Source organism: Salmonella enterica subsp. enterica serovar Typhimurium str. LT2 (assembly GCF_000006945.2).
Taxonomy (GTDB): Bacteria; Pseudomonadota; Gammaproteobacteria; order Enterobacterales; family Enterobacteriaceae; genus Salmonella; species Salmonella enterica.
The window spans coordinates 1,065,698-1,084,710 of record NC_003197.2; the positions used below are offsets into that span (position 1 = coordinate 1,065,698).

A 19,013-nucleotide genomic window follows, 5' to 3' on the forward strand; every position below is an offset into this window, starting at 1 on the left:
GTACCCCCGTTGCAAAGGATTGACAGCGGGTATGTTAAACAACCCCATCCGGCACGGAGCCAGGTGGACGTTAAATATGAAACCTGAAGATTAAACATGACTGAATCTTTTGCTCAACTCTTTGAAGAATCCTTAAAAGAAATCGAAACCCGCCCGGGTTCCATCGTTCGTGGTGTTGTTGTTGCTATCGACAAAGACGTAGTACTGGTTGACGCCGGTCTGAAATCTGAGTCTGCCATTCCGGCTGAGCAGTTCAAAAACGCCCAGGGCGAACTGGAAATCCAGGTTGGTGACGAAGTTGACGTTGCTCTGGATGCAGTAGAAGACGGCTTCGGTGAAACTCTGCTCTCTCGTGAGAAAGCTAAACGTCACGAAGCATGGATCACGCTGGAAAAAGCTTACGAAGATGCTGAAACTGTTACCGGTGTTATCAACGGCAAAGTTAAGGGTGGCTTCACTGTTGAGCTGAACGGTATTCGCGCGTTCCTGCCAGGTTCTCTGGTAGACGTTCGTCCGGTGCGTGATACTCTGCACCTGGAAGGCAAAGAGCTTGAATTCAAAGTAATCAAGCTGGACCAGAAACGTAACAACGTTGTGGTTTCTCGTCGTGCCGTTATCGAATCCGAAAACAGCGCAGAACGCGATCAGCTGCTGGAAAACCTGCAGGAAGGCATGGAAGTTAAAGGTATCGTTAAGAACCTCACTGACTACGGTGCATTCGTTGATCTGGGCGGCGTTGACGGCCTGCTGCACATCACTGATATGGCCTGGAAACGCGTTAAGCATCCGAGCGAAATCGTGAACGTTGGCGACGAAATCAATGTGAAAGTGCTGAAATTCGACCGCGAGCGTACCCGTGTATCCCTGGGCCTGAAACAGCTGGGCGAAGATCCGTGGGTTGCTATCGCTAAACGTTATCCGGAAGGTACCAAACTGACCGGTCGCGTGACCAACCTGACCGATTACGGCTGCTTCGTTGAAATCGAAGAAGGCGTTGAAGGCCTGGTTCACGTTTCCGAAATGGACTGGACCAACAAAAACATCCACCCGTCCAAAGTGGTTAACGTTGGCGACGTAGTGGAAGTGATGGTTCTGGATATCGACGAAGAACGTCGTCGTATCTCCCTGGGTCTGAAGCAGTGCAAATCTAACCCGTGGCAGCAGTTCGCAGAAACCCACAACAAGGGCGACCGCGTTGAAGGTAAAATCAAGTCTATCACTGACTTCGGTATCTTCATCGGCCTGGACGGCGGCATCGACGGCCTGGTTCACCTGTCTGACATCTCCTGGAACGTTGCAGGCGAAGAAGCAGTTCGTGAATACAAAAAAGGCGACGAAATCGCTGCAGTTGTTCTGCAGGTTGACGCAGAACGTGAACGTATCTCCCTGGGCGTTAAACAGCTCGCAGAAGATCCGTTCAACAACTGGGTTGCTCTGAACAAGAAAGGCGCTATCGTAACCGGTAAAGTCACTGCAGTTGACGCTAAAGGCGCAACCGTAGAACTGGCCGACGGCGTTGAAGGTTACCTGCGTGCTTCTGAAGCATCCCGTGACCGCGTTGAAGATGCGACTCTGGTTCTGAGCGTTGGCGACGACGTTGAAGCTAAATTCACCGGCGTTGATCGTAAAAACCGCGCAATCAGCCTGTCTGTTCGTGCGAAAGACGAAGCTGACGAGAAAGATGCCATCGCAACTGTTAACAAACAGGAAGATGCAAACTTCTCTAACAACGCAATGGCTGAAGCATTCAAAGCAGCTAAAGGCGAGTAATCCTCTGAAACTTCGGGTCTTTTAGTCCGAAGTATAACGAGATTACTTGACAGATTGCAGGTTTCGGCCTGTAATCAAGCACTAAGGGCGGCTACGGCCGCCCTTAATCAATCTCACGGCTGCAGCCAATTTGCCTTTAAGGAACCGGAGGAATCATGACCAAGTCAGAATTGATTGAAAGACTTGCAACCCAGCAATCTCACATTCCCGCTAAGGCGGTTGAAGACGCGGTAAAAGAGATGCTGGAGCATATGGCCTCGACTCTTGCGCAGGGCGAGCGTATTGAAATCCGCGGTTTCGGCAGTTTTTCTTTGCATTACCGCGCGCCTCGTACCGGACGTAACCCCAAGACCGGCGATAAAGTGGAACTGGAAGGAAAATACGTTCCTCACTTTAAACCGGGTAAAGAACTGCGCGATCGCGCCAATATTTACGGTTAAGTTTTAACGCAAAACTTGAACCCGAAAAAAGCACCGTCAGGGTGCTTTTTTCATTTATACGCCGTCAGGCGCAAACGCTATTCGACCGAAAACTGGAAAACGTTTCGCATTTTTTGCTGCGTCTTACATTTATCAGGTAAAAAACCTGGAATCCGCGCCGTATAGCACAAAATCCCCTCCAGACAATGGCGTCCTGAACCTGCACACTTTCCCGCACAGGGAGGTGTCTATGAAGATAACGACGGTCAGCGTATGCGTAGTATGCGGCATACTTCCACTCATGATATTGCCAGTATTACCTGATACGTGGATTCTCGCGGTGCTGTTTTGTCTGGCATGTTTGCTTTGCCTCATACCCCATCACTATGCGCGCTACGCGGCATTAACTTTGCTCTTTTTCATGTGGGGGATATTTGCCGCCAGGCAGGCCATCTGGGCGGGAAACGTCCTGCCCGCCGCGACGCAGGAGGCGACAGTCGTCATTACTGCCACCGATCATATGACCACTCATTATGGGCGAATCACCCATTTGCGCGGAAAGCCGCTCTTTCCTGCTGTAGGGATTGTCCTGCATGGCCAGTACTTACCCACGGAAGTGTGTGCCGGGCAACAGTGGGCGATGACGCTGAAGGTCAGAGCGGTACACGGACAGCTTAACGAAGGCGGTTTTGATAGCCAGCGTTACGCGCTAGCGCAGCACCAACCGTTGACCGGGCGTTTCCTACAGGCTAAAGCGATTAACCCTGAGTGTAGCTTGCGTGGGCGCTATCTTGCTTCGCTTCGCGCTACGCTTGCGCCTTATCCGTGGCAGCAGGTTATTCTGGCGTTGGGAATGGGGGAGCGGGGAGCGGTGTCGCAGGAGGTGAAGGCCGTTATGCGCGATACGGGGACTGCCCATTTGATGGCGATTTCCGGCCTGCATATCGCTTTTGCTGCGTTATTGGCTGCCGGATTAATCCGTGGCGGACAATTCTTTTTGCCGGTCAGATGGATTCGTTGGCAGACGCCATTGCTGGGCGGCATTCTTTGCGCGATATGTTATGCCTGGCTTACCGGCTTACAACCGCCTGCGCTGCGCACGGTGGCGGCGCTGAGCGTCTGGGGAGGATTAAAATTAAGCGGACGACAGTGGAGCGGCTGGCAAGTCTGGTGCTGCTGTCTGGCCGCGATTATTTTCGCCGATCCTGTGGCGGTTATATCACAAAGTCTTTGGCTGTCAGCATTTGCGGTTGCCGGCCTGTTATTCTGGTATCAGTGGTTTCCTGCGCCAAACGGAAATTTTCCACGAGGCTTACGCTGGTTGCTTAACCTGCTTCACCTACAGGCAGGCATTACACTTCTGCTTTTGCCTCTCCAGGTGGCGCTTTTTCATGGCATAAGCGTTACCGCAATGCTGGCGAATCTTTTTGCCGTACCCTGGGTCACATTTGTGACGGTTCCACTCATCCTGGCGGGAATGATTCTGCATTTAACCGGGCCGTTTTTTCTTGAAGAGTGGGTATGGTACCTGACCGATCGCGCGTTAGCCGCGCTATTTTACCTGTTGAATGCTTTACCGCAGGGCTGGGTCAATATTGATAACCGTTGGCAGTGGCTGACGCTTTTACCCTGGTTAACGCTTATCGCGTGGCGATTAAACGTCTGGCGTACCTGGCCGGCGGTTTGTTTATGCGGGTTATTGTTGATGAGCTGGCCACTCTGGCGGCCGATAAACGCCAGCGGATGGCAGGTGCATATGCTGGATGTCGGTCAGGGGCTGGCGATAGCGATCGTCAGGGGCGATAAAGTAATACTCTACGATACCGGTCGGGCATGGCCGGAGGGCGACAGCGGGCAACAGGTTATTATTCCCTGGTTGCGCTGGCATAATCTGACGCCGGAGGGCGTTATTTTGAGTCATGAGCATCTGGATCATCGGGGCGGGCTGCGTTCGCTACAGCAGGTCTGGCCGTCAATGTGGATTCGCAGCCCGTTAGGCTGGCAGGGACATTTGCCCTGTTTTCGTGGCGAGCAGTGGCAATGGCAGGGGCTAACGTTTCAGGCGCACTGGCCGTTACGCGAAAGTGCCGATCGAGGAAATAACCGTTCTTGTGTGGTCAAAGTGGATGACGGTGTACATAGCATCCTGCTCACGGGCGATATCGAAGCGGGCGCTGAACAAAAAATGCTAAGTCGTTACTGGCGACATCTTGCGGCGACGTTTATCCAGGTGCCGCATCATGGTAGTAATACGTCGTCGTCGCTACCATTTATTCAGCGCGTACATGGTGAAGCGGCGCTGGCGTCCGCATCGCGCTATAACGCATGGCGGCTGCCGTCCCGCAAGGTAAAACAGCGCTACCGACAGCAGGCGTATCAGTGGTTTGATACACCCCACCAGGGGCAAATTTCGCTGCGGTTTTCTCCGCAGGGCTGGCGCATACAAGGCTTACGGGATCAAATTTTACCTCGCTGGTATCATCAGTGGTTTGGCGTGTCCGAGGATAACGGGTAGAATATGCGGCTATTTCAACAAATGCTGGTTTTTTGAATGCATAACGATAAAGATCTCTCTACGTGGCAGACCTTCCGCCGACTGTGGCCAACCATAGCGCCTTTTAAAGCAGGTCTGATCGTGGCGGGCATAGCGTTAATTCTCAACGCAGCCAGCGATACCTTCATGCTATCGCTCCTCAAGCCATTACTGGATGATGGTTTCGGTAAAACGGATCGCTCAGTGTTGCTGTGGATGCCGCTGGTGGTTATTGGGCTGATGATATTACGAGGCATCACTAGCTATATCTCCAGCTACTGTATTTCATGGGTGTCAGGCAAGGTGGTAATGACCATGCGCCGTCGCCTGTTTGGCCATATGATGGGAATGCCCGTCGCCTTCTTTGATAAACAGTCTACCGGTACGCTGCTGTCGCGTATTACATACGATTCAGAACAGGTTGCCTCTTCTTCATCTGGCGCGCTGATTACCGTGGTGCGTGAAGGGGCATCGATCATCGGATTGTTTATCATGATGTTCTATTACAGCTGGCAGTTGTCGATCATCCTGGTTGTTTTAGCGCCGATTGTGTCGATTGCGATTCGCGTTGTCTCAAAGCGGTTCCGCAGCATCAGTAAAAATATGCAGAACACGATGGGACAAGTGACTACCAGCGCTGAACAAATGCTGAAAGGACACAAAGAGGTACTGATTTTTGGCGGTCAGGAAGTCGAAACTAAACGCTTTGATAAAGTCAGCAATAAGATGCGACTGCAAGGCATGAAAATGGTCTCTGCCTCGTCAATTTCCGATCCTATCATTCAGCTCATTGCCTCGCTGGCGCTGGCGTTTGTCCTCTATGCTGCGAGCTTCCCAAGCGTAATGGATAGCCTGACGGCAGGGACCATCACCGTGGTGTTCTCCTCCATGATCGCGCTGATGCGTCCATTAAAATCGCTGACAAACGTTAACGCGCAGTTCCAGCGTGGGATGGCGGCTTGTCAAACGTTGTTTGCGATTCTGGATAGCGAACAGGAGAAAGATGAAGGTAAACGTGTCATTGACCGCGCGACCGGCGATCTCGAATTCCGCAATGTGACGTTTACTTACCCGGGCCGTGAAGTGCCGGCATTGCGTAACATCAATTTGAAAATTCCTGCCGGGAAAACCGTGGCGCTGGTGGGGCGTTCCGGATCGGGTAAATCAACTATCGCCAGTCTGATCACCCGTTTCTACGATATTGATGAAGGGCACATCCTGATGGATGGTCACGATCTACGCGAATACACTCTGGCCTCTCTACGTAATCAGGTGGCGCTGGTTTCGCAAAACGTGCATCTGTTTAACGACACGGTCGCCAATAACATTGCTTATGCCCGGACGGAAGAATACAGCCGCGAGCAGATTGAAGAGGCGGCGCGCATGGCCTATGCCATGGACTTTATCAATAAGATGGATAATGGCCTGGATACCATCATCGGCGAAAACGGCGTACTGCTTTCCGGCGGTCAGCGCCAGCGTATCGCGATCGCCCGCGCCTTACTGCGCGACAGCCCGATTCTGATCCTTGATGAAGCTACGTCCGCGCTGGATACCGAATCTGAACGTGCGATTCAGGCAGCGTTGGATGAGCTGCAGAAAAACCGTACCTCTCTGGTGATTGCGCACCGTCTCTCCACCATCGAACAGGCGGATGAGATCGTTGTAGTCGAAGACGGTATTATCGTTGAGCGCGGCACTCATAGCGAGCTGCTGGCGCAACACGGCGTTTACGCCCAGCTACATAAGATGCAATTTGGCCAATGATTGCGCGTATCTGGTCGGGTGAATCCCCGCTATGGCGGTTACTGCTGCCGCTCTCCTGGCTGTATGGCCTGGTGAGCGGGGCGATTCGTCTGAGCTATAAGCTTGGTTTTAAACGCGCCTGGCGAGCGCCGGTACCGGTGGTTGTGGTAGGGAATCTTACGGCTGGCGGTAACGGTAAAACCCCCGTAGTCATTTGGCTGGTGGAAAAGCTGCAACAGCGTGGCGTGCGCGTGGGGGTCGTTTCCCGCGGCTACGGCGGGAAAGCTGCCGCTTATCCGCTGCTCCTGACGCCGGAGACGACAACCGCAGAAGCGGGAGATGAACCGGTATTGATTTATCAACGGACCGGCGCGCCTGTCGCGGTAGCGCCTGAACGCGCCGCGGCGGTGAAAGCGATTCTGGCAGCGCATAATGTGCAGATTATTATCACCGACGATGGGTTGCAGCATTACCGACTCGCGCGAGATATTGAAATTGTGGTGATTGACGGCGTGCGCCGTTTTGGCAACGGCTGGTGGCTTCCTGCCGGTCCTATGCGCGAACGCGCCAGTCGCCTGAAAACCGTAGACGCCGCTATCGTGAATGGCGGCGTCGCCCGGGCGGGCGAAATCCCCATGCAGCTAGCGCCTGGACTGGCGGTGAACTTACGTACGGGAGCGCGTTGCGATGTGGCGCAACTGAGCAATATTGTGGCGATGGCGGGCATCGGTCATCCGCCGCGCTTTTTCGCCACGCTGGAAGCCTGTGGCGCGCATCCGCAAAAGTGCGTCCCGCTGGCCGATCATCAAACGCTCGCCCCTGCTGACGTTCAGGCGTTGGTCGGTGAAGGGCAGACCCTGGTAATGACGGAAAAAGACGCGGTGAAATGCCGTGCTTTTGCCGAAGATAACTGGTGGTTCTTACCGGTTGATGCGCGTTTGTCCGGTGAGCAGCCTGATAAGTTGCTTCAACATATCACCTCGCTGGTTCGCTAGCGTCCCCCAATGCAGCGGCAGTGATGAATTTATGGAGTCATGAATGTCATTGCCGTACCTTTCTCTTTCCCAGGCCCGTTGTCTTCACCTTGCTGCGCAGGGGCTATTGAAAAAGCCGCGCCGTAACGCGCTGCCTGGCGATGTTCTTGCCGCCATCTCACGCATGGCGTTGCTGCAAATTGATACCATCAATGTTGTCGCACGTAGCCCCTATCTGGTGCTGTTTAGCCGTCTCGGCTCGTACCCGCAGGCCTGGCTGGATGAGGCGCTGCGACGCGGCGAGTTAATGGAATACTGGGCGCATGAGGCCTGTTTCTTACCACGCCGTGACTTTAAACTTATCCGCCATCGTATGCTGTCGCCGGAAAAGATGGGCTGGAAATATCACGCGGCATGGATGCATGAGCACGCGGAAGAAATAGAACAGCTGGTGCGGCATATTCAGGAGCACGGTCCGGTGCGTTCTGCCGATTTTGAACATGCGCAGAAAGGTGCCAGCGGCTGGTGGGAATGGAAACCACATAAACGCCACCTTGAGGGTTTATTTACCGCCGGAAAAGTCATGGTTGTTGAGCGGCGTAATTTTCAACGTGTATATGATTTAACGCCCCGTGTGATGCCGCACTGGGATGATGAACGCGATGGACTGTCACAGTCGCAGGCGGAAAACCTGATGCTGGATAATAGCGCGCGCAGTCTGGGGATTTTCCGTGAACAGTGGCTGGCGGATTACTACCGCCTGAAACGTCCTGACCTGAAGGGATGGCGGGAGAGCCGGGCGGAACAGCAGCAGATTATTCCGGTCGAGGTGGAAACGTTGGGGCGGATGTGGCTTCATGCCGATCTTCTTTCGCAGCTGGAACCGGCGCTGAATAACGCCTTAAAGGCGACCCATAGCGCAGTACTGTCGCCTTTCGATCCTGTGGTATGGGATCGCAAGCGGGCAACGCAGCTTTTCGGATTTAACTATCGGCTGGAATGTTATACGCCTGCGGCGAAGCGCCAGTACGGTTATTTTGTGCTGCCGCTATTATACCTGGGCCGTTTAGTCGGGCGAATGGATGCCAAAATGCACCGTAAAACGGGGGTGCTTGAGGTTATCTCGCTGTATCTGGAGGACGATATTCGCCCTGGCGTTAGTCTGCAAAAAGGAATCTGGCAGGCGATTAGCGCGTTTGCTGCCTGGCAACGGGCATCGCGCGTGACGCTGGGACAATGTCCGCCAGGCCTGTTTAGCACCATGCGTCATGGCTGGGAAATAGACCCTGCACCCTAACCGATTATGTTAATATTGAAGGATTCACAATCCGGTCCATCTGGAGGAACTATGGATCATCGTCTGCTTGAAATCATCGCCTGCCCGGTATGTAACGGCAAACTCTGGTATAACCAGGAACAGCAAGAATTAATTTGCAAACTGGACAATCTCGCTTTCCCGTTACGCGACGGCATTCCTGTATTGCTGGAAAATGAAGCTCGCGCCCTGACATCTGATGAGAGTAAATCATGAGTTTCGTCGTCATCATTCCGGCCCGTTTTTCATCTACCCGACTGCCAGGCAAACCATTAGTGGATATTAATGGTAAGCCCATGATTGTTCATGTCCTGGAGCGGGCGCGCGAATCTGGCGCGGAACGCATTATTGTCGCGACCGATCATGAAGACGTGGCTCGTGCGGTAGAAGCGGCTGGCGGCGAAGTGTGCATGACGCGCGCCGATCACCAGTCCGGCACCGAACGGTTGGCGGAAGTGGTAGAGAAGTGCGGATTCAGCGACGATACCGTTATTGTGAACGTTCAGGGCGATGAGCCGATGATCCCGGCGGTTATTATTCGCCAGGTCGCGGAAAATCTGGCGCAGCGCCAGGTTGGCATGGCGACGCTGGCGGTGCCGATTCACAGCGCCGAAGAAGCGTTTAACCCGAATGCGGTAAAAGTCGTGCTGGATGCTGAAGGCTATGCGCTTTACTTTTCCCGGGCGACGATTCCCTGGGATCGCGATCGCTTTGCAAAAAGTCTGGAAACGGTAGGGGATACTTGCCTTCGTCACCTGGGCATTTATGGCTATCGCGCGGGGTTTATCCGCCGTTACGTGAGCTGGCAACCCAGCCCGCTGGAACATATTGAAATGCTGGAGCAACTCCGTGTGCTGTGGTACGGCGAAAAAATTCATGTCGCCGTCGCCAAAGCGGTGCCCGGCACGGGCGTAGACACCGCCGACGACCTGGAGCGCGTGCGCGCTGAAATGCGTTAACATGATCCTGTTCATGATCGTCTTAGACGGTCATGAACAGCGCGGTATGATAGCGCAAAGATGAATACTCACGTCTGCTCATCAGTGGCGGCTTTCTCGTACCGTTACGATTTTCCTCATTTTTCTTTTCTTCCCTTGATCTGATACGGGTGACATCTGTCCATACGACGCTCATTATTAAAGCAGTAGCACTAATGGGGGTAATCTGGAATGGAACAGTTGCGGGCCGAACTCAGTCATTTGTTGGGTGAAAAACTTAGCCGTATAGAGTGCGTGAATGAGAAAGCGGATTCCGCATTGTGGTCATTATATGACAGCCAGGGCATTCCGATGCCGCTGATGGCGCGAAGTTTTACCACTCCCGGCGTTGCGCAGCAACTGGCATGGAAAACCTCAATGCTGGCGCGTAGCGGTACGGTGAGGATGCCGGTAATCTATGGCGTATTGACGCATGAAGAGCATCCTGGTCCGGATGTGCTGCTGCTGGAACGGCTGCGCGGTGTGCCGGTCGAGGCGCCGGCGCGCACTCCGGAACGCTGGGAACAGCTAAAAGATCAGATTGTCGAAGGGCTGTTAGCCTGGCATCGGCAGGATAGCCGCGGTTGCGTTGGCGCCGTAGACCATACTCAGGAGAATATCTGGCCTTCCTGGTATCGTCAGCGGGTGGAGGTGCTGTGGACGACGCTAAATCAGTTCAGCAATACCGGCCTGACGATGCAGGACAGACGCATTCTGTTTCGTACCAGAGAATGTCTTCCTTCGTTATTTGAAGGGTTTAACGATAACTGCGTACTGGTGCATGGCAACTTCTGCCTGCGCAGTATGCTTAAAGACGCCCGTAGCGATCAGCTTCTGGCGATGGTCGGCCCCGGGCTGATGCTGTGGGCGCCGAGAGAGTTCGAACTGTTTCGCCTGATGGATAATCCATTGGCGGAGGGATTGCTTTGGCATTATCTGCAACGCGCGCCAGTGGCGGAGTCCTTCATCTGGCGGCGTTGGCTCTATGTGCTGTGGGACGAGGTTGCGCAATTGGTCAATACCGGACGTTTTAACCGTACCAATTTTGATCTTGCGGCGAAATCATTACTCCCCTGGCTTGCCTGATATGCCTTTCAGCCATTGCCAAAGTCGCCCTAATGTTTCATACCCAGCGCGATCGCTGTGCATCAGCCAGACCGGGGACGGAATTGCCCGCTCCCAGGGATTGAGCGGCGAATCGATCGCCAACTGATTCGCCGGCGCGGGAAGCGGATTCAGCCCGGCATGCTGAAAGAAAATCATCGCACGCGGCAAATGCGAGGCGGAGGTTACCAACAGGAAAGGGGCGTCGCCGATGGCCTGCTTAACGGCGGCGGCTTCTTCTTCCGTATCTTTTGGCTTATCCAGCGTAATAATATCGCTACGCGGTACGCCCAGTGACTGCGCCACCCGCGCACCGACTTCCGCCGTGCTTACCGTATTGGTTTTTGCTACGCCGCCGGTAAAAATCAGCCTGGCTCCCGGATTCGCGCGCCACAGCCGAATGCCTTCCGCCAGCCGCGGCAAGCTGTTGTTAATTAAATTAGAGCTCGGCGCCCACTGCGGGTTCCAGGTATAGCCGCCGCCGAGAACCACAATATATTCCACCTTTTGCGGACCCTGCCAGGTAGGGTAGCGGTTTTCTATCGGACGCAGCAGATGGTCAGAGACGGGTTGCAGGCTTAATAGCAATAGCGCCAGCCAACCTACGCTGATAAATACTTTTCCGGTCTTCTGAAAGCGGCTAAACCAGAGCAGCGCCAGGCCGACGCCAATCATCAGCAACATCAGCGGAAGCGGCAATAACATACCGCCAATCACTTTCTTTAGCGTAAAAAGCATCCTTTTTGGTTCCTTTTTTAACCATATAGCGGAGGATTAACGGTGATATTACACCAGACAGGTTCATTCTGGCCGCGGCTGTGACAAAATAGCGGTTTTATCAGATAACGCCTGAGCCAGCCTGTGGAGAGTCCGATGCAGGATCGCAATTTTGATGACATTGCTGAAAAGTTTTCCCGTAACATTTACGGCACGACCAAAGGACAACTGCGGCAAGCCATTCTGTGGCAAGACCTGGATCGCGTGCTGGAGGAGATTGGCGGGCGGAAACTGCGGGTGCTGGATGCCGGCGGCGGCGAAGGGCAAACGGCGATTAAGATGGCGGAACGCGGCCATCAGGTGACGTTATGCGATCTGTCTGGCGAAATGATCGCCCGCGCGCGGCAGGCGGCCGAGGCAAAAGGTGTGAGCAAAGACATGCATTTTATACAATGCCCGGCTCAGGACGTCGCTTCGCATTTGGAAAGCCCGGTTGATCTGATATTGTTTCATGCTGTGCTGGAGTGGGTAGCCGATCCTGTCGGCGTATTAGAAACGCTCTGGTCAGTATTGCGCCCTGGCGGCGCGCTGTCGTTGATGTTCTATAACGCTAACGGTTTGCTGATGCACAATATGGTGGCGGGTAATTTTGACTACGTGCAGGCGGGGATGCCTAAACGCAAGAAGCGCACGCTGTCGCCTGACTACCCGCGCGACCCCGCGCAGGTGTACCAGTGGCTGGAGGCGATTGGCTGGCAGATTACCGGTAAAACCGGCGTGCGTGTGTTTCATGATTATCTGCGTGAAAAACACCAGCAGCGTGACTGTTATGAGACCCTGGTCGAACTGGAAACGCGTTATTGCCGCCAGGAGCCGTATATTAGCCTTGGGCGCTACATTCATGTCACCGCGATTAAAAGCCCGGCGCTAGCCGCAGATGCAAGGATAACCTATGAGTGAATTTTCCCAGACAGTCCCCGAACTGGTTGCCTGGGCCAGAAAAAACGACTTTTCCATCTCGCTGCCGGTAGACAGACTTTCCTTTCTGCTGGCGGTCGCCACGTTGAACGGCGAACGCCTTGACGGCGAGATGAGTGAAGGCGAGCTGGTGGATGCATTCCGCCATGTGAGTGATGCGTTTGAGCAAACCAGCGAAACCATCGGCGTGCGCGCTAATAACGCGATTAACGATATGGTGCGTCAACGTCTGCTGAACCGCTTTACCAGCGAGCAGGCTGAAGGCAATGCGATTTACCGATTAACCCCGCTCGGGATTGGCATCACCGATTACTACATTCGTCAACGCGAATTCTCTACGCTGCGTCTTTCTATGCAGTTGTCGATTGTGGCCGGCGAATTGAAGCGCGCGGCGGATGCGGCAGCGGAGGGGGGCGATGAGTTCCACTGGCATCGCAATGTTTACGCGCCATTGAAATATTCGGTGGCGGAGATTTTCGACAGTATCGATCTCACCCAGCGCATCATGGATGAACAGCAGCAGCAGGTGAAAGACGATATCGCACAACTGCTGAATAAAGACTGGCGGGCGGCGATTTCCAGCTGTGAACTGCTGCTTTCCGAAACGTCCGGTACGCTGCGCGAGTTGCAGGATACGCTGGAGGCGGCGGGCGATAAGCTGCAGGCTAACCTGCTGCGCATTCAGGATGCCACGATGACGCACGACGATCTGCATTTTGTCGACAGGCTGGTGTTTGACTTACAAAGTAAACTCGACCGCATTATCAGTTGGGGTCAGCAGTCTATTGATTTATGGATCGGCTACGATCGTCACGTGCATAAATTTATCCGTACCGCGATCGATATGGATAAAAACCGTGTCTTCGCCCAGCGGTTGCGCCAGTCCGTGCAGACTTATTTTGACGATCCCTGGGCGCTAACCTATGCGAATGCCGATCGTCTGCTGGATATGCGCGATGAAGAGATGGCGTTGCGTGACGATGAAGTCACCGGGGAGTTGCCGCCGGATCTGGAATATGAAGAGTTTAACGAGATCCGCGAGCAGTTAGCGGCCATCATTGAAGAACAGCTGGCTATCTACAAAACCAGACAAACGCCACTGGATCTTGGGCTGGTGGTGCGCGAGTATCTGGCGCAATACCCGCGCGCGCGTCATTTCGACGTGGCGCGTATTGTTATCGATCAAGCGGTACGTCTTGGCGTAGCGCAAGCAGATTTCACCGGACTGCCAGCCAAATGGCAGCCGATTAATGATTACGGAGCCAAGGTACAGGCGCATGTCATTGACAAATATTGAACAAGTGATGCCGGTTAAGCTGGCGCAGGCGCTGGCGAATCCGTTATTTCCGGCGCTGGATAGCGCATTACGTTCGGGCCGCCACATCGGGCTGGACGAACTGGATAATCATGCCTTTCTGATGGATTTTCAGGAATACCTGGAAGAGTTTTACGCGCGTTATAACGTGGAGTTGATTCGCGCGCCGGAGGGGTTCTTCTACCTGCGTCCGCGTTCTACCACGCTTATTCCGCGCTCGGTGTTATCCGAACTGGATATGATGGTCGGTAAAATTCTCTGCTACCTCTATCTTAGCCCGGAGCGTCTGGCCAACGAAGGGATCTTTACTCAGCAGGAGTTGTACGACGAGCTGCTTACCCTTGCGGACGAAGCCAAACTGCTAAAGCTGGTGAATAACCGCTCGACGGGATCTGACGTTGATCGTCAGAAACTGCAGGAAAAGGTGCGTTCTTCTTTAAACCGCCTGCGTCGTTTGGGCATGGTATGGTTTATGGGCCACGACAGCAGCAAATTCCGCATTACCGAATCGGTCTTCCGCTTTGGCGCGGATGTCCGTGCCGGCGACGATCCTCGCGAGGCGCAGCGTCGTCTCATCCGCGACGGGGAAGCGATGCCCATTGAAAACCATCTGCAACTTAATGATGAGACCGAAGAGAGTCAGCCGGACAGTGGAGAGGAAGAATAATGATTGAACGCGGTAAATTTCGCTCGCTAACGCTGATTAACTGGAACGGTTTTTTTGCCCGCACTTTTGACCTGGATGAACTGGTCACGACGTTATCCGGGGGCAACGGCGCCGGGAAATCCACGACGATGGCGGCGTTCGTCACGGCGCTGATCCCGGATCTCACATTACTGCACTTTCGTAACACCACGGAAGCCGGCGCCACCAGCGGTTCGCGCGATAAAGGTCTGCACGGTAAGCTGAAGGCGGGTGTCTGTTACTCCATGCTCGACACCATTAATTCCCGCCATCAGCGGGTGGTGGTCGGCGTGCGTCTGCAGCAGGTCGCTGGGCGCGATCGCAAAGTGGACATCAAACCGTTCGCTATTCAGGGGCTGCCGATGTCGGTACAGCCGACACAACTGGTGACGGAGACATTAAACGAACGTCAGGCGCGCGTACTGTCGCTTGCTGAGCTGAAAGACAAGCTTGACGAGATGGAAGGCGTGCAGTTTAAGCAGTTTAACTCCATCACCGATTATCATTCGCTGATGTTTGACTTAGGGATTATCGCCCGTCGTCTGCGCTCCGCTTCCGATCGTAGTAAATTCTATCGCTTGATAGAGGCCTCGCTGTACGGCGGGATCTCCAGCGCCATTACCCGGTCGCTACGCGATTATTTATTGCCGGAAAACAGCGGCGTGCGCAAGGCGTTCCAGGATATGGAAGCGGCGCTGCGCGAGAACCGACTCACGCTGGAAGCGATTCGTGTTACCCAATCCGATCGCGATTTGTTTAAGCATTTGATCAGCGAAGCCACCGATTATGTGGCGGCGGATTATATGCGCCACGCCAATGAGCGTCGGGTTCACCTTGATCAGGCGTTGGCGTTTCGACGCGATCTGTACACATCGCGCAAACAGCTGGCGGCGGAGCAGTACAAGCACGTCGATATGGCCCGTGAGTTGGGCGAACATAACGGCGCCGAAGGTTCTCTTGAGGCGGATTACCAGGCGGCGAGCGATCACCTGAATCTGGTACAAACCGCGCTGCGCCAGCAGGAAAAAATTGAACGCTACGAAGCGGATCTTGAAGAGCTGCAGATTCGACTCGAAGAGCAAAACGAAGTGGTGGCGGAAGCCGCCGAAATGCAGGACGAAAATGAAGCGCGTGCCGAAGCCGCCGAGCTGGAAGTCGATGAACTCAAAAGCCAGCTTGCGGATTACCAGCAGGCGCTGGATGTACAGCAAACGCGCGCGATTCAGTATAACCAGGCGATATCAGCGCTCGCCCGCGCTAAAGAACTTTGCCATCTGCCGGATCTAACGCCGGAAAGCGCCGCCGAATGGCTGGATACTTTCCAGGCAAAAGAGCAGGAAGCTACGGAAAAACTGCTGTCGTTGGAACAAAAAATGAGCGTGGCGCAAACCGCGCACAGTCAGTTTGAGCAGGCTTATCAGCTGGTAGCGGCGATCAACGGCCCGCTGGCGCGTAGCGAAGCCTGGGACGTGGCGCGCGAGCTGTTACGGGACGGCGTGAACCAGCGTCATCTGGCGGAACAGGTACAGCCGTTGCGGATGCGCCTGAGCGAACTGGAACAGCGACTGCGCGAGCAGCAAGAGGCGGAACGTCTGCTGGCGGAGTTCTGTAAGCGACAGGGCAAAAATTTTGATATTGACGAACTGGAAGCGTTGCATCAGGAGCTGGAAGCCCGCATCGCGTCCTTGTCTGAGAGCGTGTCGTCAGCCAGCGAACAGCGTATGGCCTTGCGTCAGGAACAGGAACAGCTGCAATCCCGTATCCAGCATCTGATGCAACGCGCTCCTGTCTGGCTGGCGGCGCAGAATAGCCTGAACCAGCTTAGCGAACAGTGCGGCGAGGAGTTTACGTCCAGCCAGGAAGTGACCGAATACCTGCAACAGCTACTGGAGCGTGAGCGCGAAGCCATTGTCGAACGCGACGAAGTGGGCGCGCGTAAAAATGCGGTTGATGAAGAGATCGAACGTTTAAGCCAGCCGGGCGGCGCGGAAGACCAGCGTTTGAATGCGCTGGCGGAGCGTTTTGGCGGGGTACTGCTGTCGGAAATCTACGATGATGTCAGCCTTGAAGATGCGCCGTACTTTTCCGCACTGTATGGTCCGTCGCGCCATGCGATCGTCGTACCGGATTTATCGCAAATAGCCGAACAGCTTGAAGGTCTGACCGACTGCCCGGAAGATCTGTACCTGATCGAAGGCGATCCGCAGTCTTTTGATGACAGCGTATTCAGCGTTGACGAGCTGGAAAAGGCGGTGGTCGTGAAAATTGCCGACCGTCAGTGGCGTTATTCGCGTTTTCCGTCGCTGCCTATTTTTGGCCGTGCGGCGCGCGAGAACCGTATTGAAAGTCTCCATGCGGAACGGGAAGTGCTTTCCGAGCGCTTTGCCACGCTCTCGTTTGACGTGCAGAAAACCCAGCGTTTGCACCAGGCGTTCAGCCGTTTTATCGGTAGCCACCTTTCTGTTGCCTTTGAGGACGATCCGGAAGCGGAAATTCGCCGACTGAACGGGCGTCGCGTCGAGCTGGAGCGCGCGCTGGCGACGCATGAAAGCGACAACCAGCAGCAGCGCCTTCAGTTTGAGCAGGCCAAAGAGGGCGTTTCCGCGCTTAACCGTTTGCTGCCGCGGCTGAATTTATTGGCCGATGAAACGCTGGCCGATCGGGTCGATGAAATTCAGGAGCGGTTGGATGAGGCGCAGGAAGCGGCGCGATTTGTGCAGCAATATGGAAACCAGTTAGCCAAACTGGAGCCAGTAGTTTCCGTTCTGCAAAGCGATCCGGAACAGTTTGAGCAATTAAAAGAAGACTATGCATGGTCGCAGCAAATGCAGCGCGACGCGCGCCAGCAGGCTTTTGCTCTGGCTGAAGTTGTCGAACGTCGGGCGCATTTCAGCTATTCCGACTCGGCGGAAATGCTGAGCGGCAACAGCGATCTCAACGAAAAGCTGCGCCAGCGGCTGGAGCAGGCGGAAGCCGAGCGTACCCGCGCCCGCGAAGCGCTGCGCAGCCATGCCGCGCAGTTAAGTCAGTACAGCCAGGTTCTGGCCTCGCTAAAAAGCTCTTACGACACGAAAAAAGAGCTGCTTAACGATTTGCAGCGCGAATTACAGGATATTGGCGTTCGCGCCGACAGCGGGGCGGAAGAGCGCGCCCGCCAGCGTCGCGATGAACTGCACGCCCAGTTGAGCAATAACCGTTCGCGTCGCAATCAGCTTGAGAAAGCGCTCACCTTCTGCGAAGCGGAGATGGAGAACCTGACCCGTAAGCTGCGCAAGCTGGAGCGCGATTATCATGAAATGCGCGAGCAGGTTGTGACCGCGAAAGCCGGCTGGTGCGCAGTCATGCGGATGGTGAAAGACAATGGCGTGGAACGCCGTCTGCACCGTCGTGAGCTGGCTTATCTGTCGGCGGATGAACTGCGCTCCATGTCGGATAAGGCGTTGGGCGCGCTGCGCCTGGCCGTCGCGGATAACGAACATCTGCGCGACGTATTGCGTCTGTCGGAAGATCCGAAACGCCCGGAACGTAAAATCCAGTTCTTTGTGGCCGTTTACCAGCATCTGCGCGAACGTATTCGTCAGGATATTATTCGTACCGACGATCCGGTTGAAGCCATTGAACAAATGGAGATTGAACTGAGCCGTCTGACGGAAGAGCTGACATCGCGTGAGCAAAAGCTGGCGATCAGTTCCCGCAGCGTGGCAAACATCATCCGCAAGACTATCCAGCGTGAACAGAACCGTATCCGTATGCTGAACCAGGGGTTGCAAAGCGTCTCTTTTGGCCAGGTGAATAGCGTGCGGTTAAACGTCAACGTGCGTGAAACGCATGCCACCTTGCTGGATGTGCTTTCAGAACAGCAGGAGCAGCACCAGGATCTGTTTAACAGCAATCGTCTGACCTTCTCCGAAGCGCTGGCGAAACTGTACCAGCGTCTGAATCCGCAGATCGATATGGGGCAACGCACGCCGCAGACCATCGGCGAGGAGCTGCTGGACTACCGTAACTATCTGGAAATGGAAGTTGAAGTTAACCGTGGGTCCGACGGCTGGCTGCGTGCGGAATCCGGCGCGCTATCAACGGGGGAAGCTATCGGGACCGGGATGTCAATTCTGGTGATGGTGGTGCAAAGCTGGGAAGACGAAGCGCGCAGACTGCGCGGGAAAGATATTTCGCCATGTCGCCTGCTGTTCCTCGATGAAGCGGCGCGTCTGGATGCGCGCTCTATCGCCACGCTGTTTGAACTATGCGAACGTTTGCAGATGCAGCTCATCATCGCTGCGCCGGAAAACATCAGTCCGGAGAAGGGCACGACGTATAAACTGGTGCGTAAAGTGTTTCAGAATACTGAGCATGTTCATGTTGTCGGGCTGCGTGGCTTTGCGCCGCAGCTTCCGGAAACGCTTCCCGGTACGCAGACGGAAGATACGCCTTCAGAAGCGAGTTAAATACGGCAGAAACGATGACGTGCCTGATGGCG

The 19,013-nt window shown here is 54.6% G+C and carries 14 protein-coding genes and 20 other annotated features; of the genes, 13 read left to right on the forward strand and 1 reads right to left on the reverse strand.

Features of this window, described 5'->3' with window-relative positions; genetic code table 11:
* The first annotated feature begins 1 nt into the window (after position 1).
* Positions 2–10: a -35 signal (putative -35_signal for rpsA; RegulonDB:STMLTH004714), on the forward strand.
* From rpsA to STM0989, 9 genes are all read left to right on the forward strand, one after another.
* Positions 2–1,770 (forward strand): 30S ribosomal subunit protein S1 gene (rpsA, locus tag STM0981; RefSeq protein ID NP_459956.1). Within the gene, positions 97–1,770 belong to an annotated coding region; the region does not span the whole gene. It overlaps the preceding feature by 9 nt.
* Positions 29–37 (forward strand) — a -10 signal (putative -10_signal for rpsA; RegulonDB:STMLTH004714). Its footprint overlaps the gene before it by 9 nt.
* Positions 84–89: a ribosome-binding site (putative RBS for rpsA; RegulonDB:STMS1H001265), on the forward strand.
* 100 nt (positions 1,771–1,870) lie before the next feature.
* Positions 1,871–1,879 (forward strand) — a -35 signal (putative -35_signal for himD; RegulonDB:STMLTH004715).
* The gene (gene himD / locus STM0982) for an integration host factor (IHF), beta subunit (protein ID NP_459957.1) occupies positions 1,871–2,210 on the forward strand. Within the gene, positions 1,926–2,210 belong to an annotated coding region; the region does not span the whole gene. Its footprint overlaps the feature before it by 9 nt.
* Positions 1,895–1,903, forward strand: a -10 signal (putative -10_signal for himD; RegulonDB:STMLTH004715). It overlaps the preceding gene by 9 nt.
* Positions 1,918–1,923 (forward strand) — a ribosome-binding site (putative RBS for himD; RegulonDB:STMS1H001266).
* A 220-nt stretch (positions 2,211–2,430) precedes the next feature.
* Positions 2,431–2,436, forward strand: a ribosome-binding site (putative RBS for ycaI; RegulonDB:STMS1H001267).
* The gene (gene ycaI, locus STM0983; protein ID NP_459958.1) for a putative recombination protein occupies positions 2,431–4,704 on the forward strand. Within the gene, positions 2,440–4,704 belong to an annotated coding region; the region does not span the whole gene. It overlaps the preceding feature by 6 nt.
* A gap of 24 nt (positions 4,705–4,728) precedes the next feature.
* Positions 4,729–4,734 (forward strand) — a ribosome-binding site (putative RBS for msbA; RegulonDB:STMS1H001268).
* Positions 4,729–6,489 (forward strand): multicopy repressor of htrB transport protein; ABC superfamily (atp&membrane) gene (gene msbA / locus STM0984; RefSeq protein ID NP_459959.1). Within the gene, positions 4,741–6,489 belong to an annotated coding region; the region does not span the whole gene. (Overlaps the previous feature by 6 nt.)
* Positions 6,469–6,474: a ribosome-binding site (putative RBS for lpxK; RegulonDB:STMS1H001269), on the forward strand. Its footprint overlaps the gene before it by 6 nt.
* The gene (gene lpxK / locus STM0985; protein ID NP_459960.1) for a tetraacyldisaccharide 4' kinase occupies positions 6,469–7,463 on the forward strand. Within the gene, positions 6,486–7,463 belong to an annotated coding region; the region does not span the whole gene. Before msbA ends, lpxK begins: the two co-directional genes overlap by 21 nt.
* 31 nt (positions 7,464–7,494) lie before the next feature.
* Positions 7,495–7,500: a ribosome-binding site (putative RBS for ycaQ; RegulonDB:STMS1H001270), on the forward strand.
* Positions 7,495–8,739 (forward strand): putative cytoplasmic protein gene (gene ycaQ / locus STM0986; protein NP_459961.1). Within the gene, positions 7,507–8,739 belong to an annotated coding region; the region does not span the whole gene. (Overlaps the previous feature by 6 nt.)
* A 43-nt stretch (positions 8,740–8,782) precedes the next feature.
* Positions 8,783–8,788: a ribosome-binding site (putative RBS for ycaR; RegulonDB:STMS1H001271), on the forward strand.
* Positions 8,783–8,973, forward strand: a protein-coding gene (gene ycaR, locus STM0987) for a putative inner membrane protein (RefSeq protein NP_459962.1). Within the gene, positions 8,791–8,973 belong to an annotated coding region; the region does not span the whole gene. Its footprint overlaps the feature before it by 6 nt.
* Positions 8,954–8,959: a ribosome-binding site (putative RBS for kdsB; RegulonDB:STMS1H001272), on the forward strand. Its footprint overlaps the gene before it by 6 nt.
* The gene (gene kdsB, locus STM0988; protein ID NP_459963.1) for a CTP:CMP-3-deoxy-D-manno-octulosonate transferase occupies positions 8,954–9,716 on the forward strand. Within the gene, positions 8,970–9,716 belong to an annotated coding region; the region does not span the whole gene. The genes ycaR and kdsB overlap by 20 nt, the downstream gene beginning before the upstream one ends.
* A 194-nt stretch (positions 9,717–9,910) precedes the next feature.
* Positions 9,911–9,916: a ribosome-binding site (putative RBS for STM0989; RegulonDB:STMS1H001273), on the forward strand.
* Positions 9,911–10,820, forward strand: a protein-coding gene (locus STM0989; protein NP_459964.1) for a mukF protein (killing factor KicB). Within the gene, positions 9,927–10,820 belong to an annotated coding region; the region does not span the whole gene. (Overlaps the previous feature by 6 nt.)
* On the opposite strand, the gene ycbC is transcribed toward STM0989, so the two are convergent.
* Positions 10,800–11,591, reverse strand: a protein-coding gene (gene ycbC, locus STM0990; protein ID NP_459965.1) for a putative KicA protein. Within the gene, positions 10,800–11,576 belong to an annotated coding region; the region does not span the whole gene. The genes STM0989 and ycbC overlap by 21 nt on opposite strands.
* Positions 11,586–11,591: a ribosome-binding site (putative RBS for ycbC; RegulonDB:STMS1H001274), on the reverse strand. Its footprint overlaps the gene before it by 6 nt.
* Positions 11,592–11,610: 19 nt before the next feature.
* Positions 11,611–11,619, forward strand: a -35 signal (putative -35_signal for smtA; RegulonDB:STMLTH004716).
* On the opposite strand from ycbC, the gene smtA reads away from it, so the two are divergent.
* The 4 genes from smtA to mukB all read left to right on the forward strand — a co-directional run bounded on the left by smtA (position 11,611) and on the right by mukB (position 18,981).
* The gene (gene smtA / locus STM0991) for an S-adenosylmethionine-dependent methyltransferase (RefSeq protein ID NP_459966.1) occupies positions 11,611–12,515 on the forward strand. Within the gene, positions 11,712–12,515 belong to an annotated coding region; the region does not span the whole gene. It overlaps the preceding feature by 9 nt.
* Positions 11,639–11,647 (forward strand) — a -10 signal (putative -10_signal for smtA; RegulonDB:STMLTH004716). Its footprint overlaps the gene before it by 9 nt.
* Positions 11,700–11,705, forward strand: a ribosome-binding site (putative RBS for smtA; RegulonDB:STMS1H001275).
* Positions 12,497–12,502: a ribosome-binding site (putative RBS for mukF; RegulonDB:STMS1H001276), on the forward strand.
* Positions 12,497–13,830 (forward strand): mukF protein gene (mukF, locus tag STM0992; RefSeq protein ID NP_459967.1). Within the gene, positions 12,508–13,830 belong to an annotated coding region; the region does not span the whole gene. The genes smtA and mukF overlap by 19 nt, the downstream gene beginning before the upstream one ends.
* Positions 13,804–13,809 (forward strand) — a ribosome-binding site (putative RBS for mukE; RegulonDB:STMS1H001277). It overlaps the preceding gene by 6 nt.
* Positions 13,804–14,515 (forward strand): putative chromosome partitioning gene (mukE, locus tag STM0993; RefSeq protein ID NP_459968.1). Within the gene, positions 13,811–14,515 belong to an annotated coding region; the region does not span the whole gene. Before mukF ends, mukE begins: the two co-directional genes overlap by 27 nt.
* Positions 14,504–14,509: a ribosome-binding site (putative RBS for mukB; RegulonDB:STMS1H001278), on the forward strand. It overlaps the preceding gene by 6 nt.
* The gene (gene mukB / locus STM0994; protein NP_459969.1) for a kinesin-line cell division protein involved in sister chromosome partitioning occupies positions 14,504–18,981 on the forward strand. Within the gene, positions 14,515–18,981 belong to an annotated coding region; the region does not span the whole gene. The genes mukE and mukB overlap by 12 nt, the downstream gene beginning before the upstream one ends.
* The last annotated feature ends 32 nt before the right edge of the window (positions 18,982–19,013 follow it).

Bases quoted from the DNA above. Each gene is read 5' to 3' on its own strand.
- mukB (NP_459969.1), top strand. From the start codon at position 14,515: ATGATTGAACGCGGTAAATTTCGCTCGCTAACGCTGATTAACTGGAAC.
- STM0989 (NP_459964.1), top strand. From the start codon at position 9,927: ATGGAACAGTTGCGGGCCGAACTCAGTCATTTGTTGGGTGAAAAACTT.
- ycaI (NP_459958.1), top strand. From the start codon at position 2,440: ATGAAGATAACGACGGTCAGCGTATGCGTAGTATGCGGCATACTTCCA.
- ycbC (NP_459965.1), bottom strand. From the start codon at position 11,576: ATGCTTTTTACGCTAAAGAAAGTGATTGGCGGTATGTTATTGCCGCTT.
- kdsB (NP_459963.1), top strand. From the start codon at position 8,970: ATGAGTTTCGTCGTCATCATTCCGGCCCGTTTTTCATCTACCCGACTG.
- himD (NP_459957.1), top strand. From the start codon at position 1,926: ATGACCAAGTCAGAATTGATTGAAAGACTTGCAACCCAGCAATCTCAC.
- rpsA (NP_459956.1), top strand. From the start codon at position 97: ATGACTGAATCTTTTGCTCAACTCTTTGAAGAATCCTTAAAAGAAATC.
- ycaR (NP_459962.1), top strand. From the start codon at position 8,791: ATGGATCATCGTCTGCTTGAAATCATCGCCTGCCCGGTATGTAACGGC.
- mukF (NP_459967.1), top strand. From the start codon at position 12,508: ATGAGTGAATTTTCCCAGACAGTCCCCGAACTGGTTGCCTGGGCCAGA.
- smtA (NP_459966.1), top strand. From the start codon at position 11,712: ATGCAGGATCGCAATTTTGATGACATTGCTGAAAAGTTTTCCCGTAAC.
- mukE (NP_459968.1), top strand. From the start codon at position 13,811: ATGTCATTGACAAATATTGAACAAGTGATGCCGGTTAAGCTGGCGCAG.
- msbA (NP_459959.1), top strand. From the start codon at position 4,741: ATGCATAACGATAAAGATCTCTCTACGTGGCAGACCTTCCGCCGACTG.
- ycaQ (NP_459961.1), top strand. From the start codon at position 7,507: ATGTCATTGCCGTACCTTTCTCTTTCCCAGGCCCGTTGTCTTCACCTT.
- lpxK (NP_459960.1), top strand. From the start codon at position 6,486: ATGATTGCGCGTATCTGGTCGGGTGAATCCCCGCTATGGCGGTTACTG.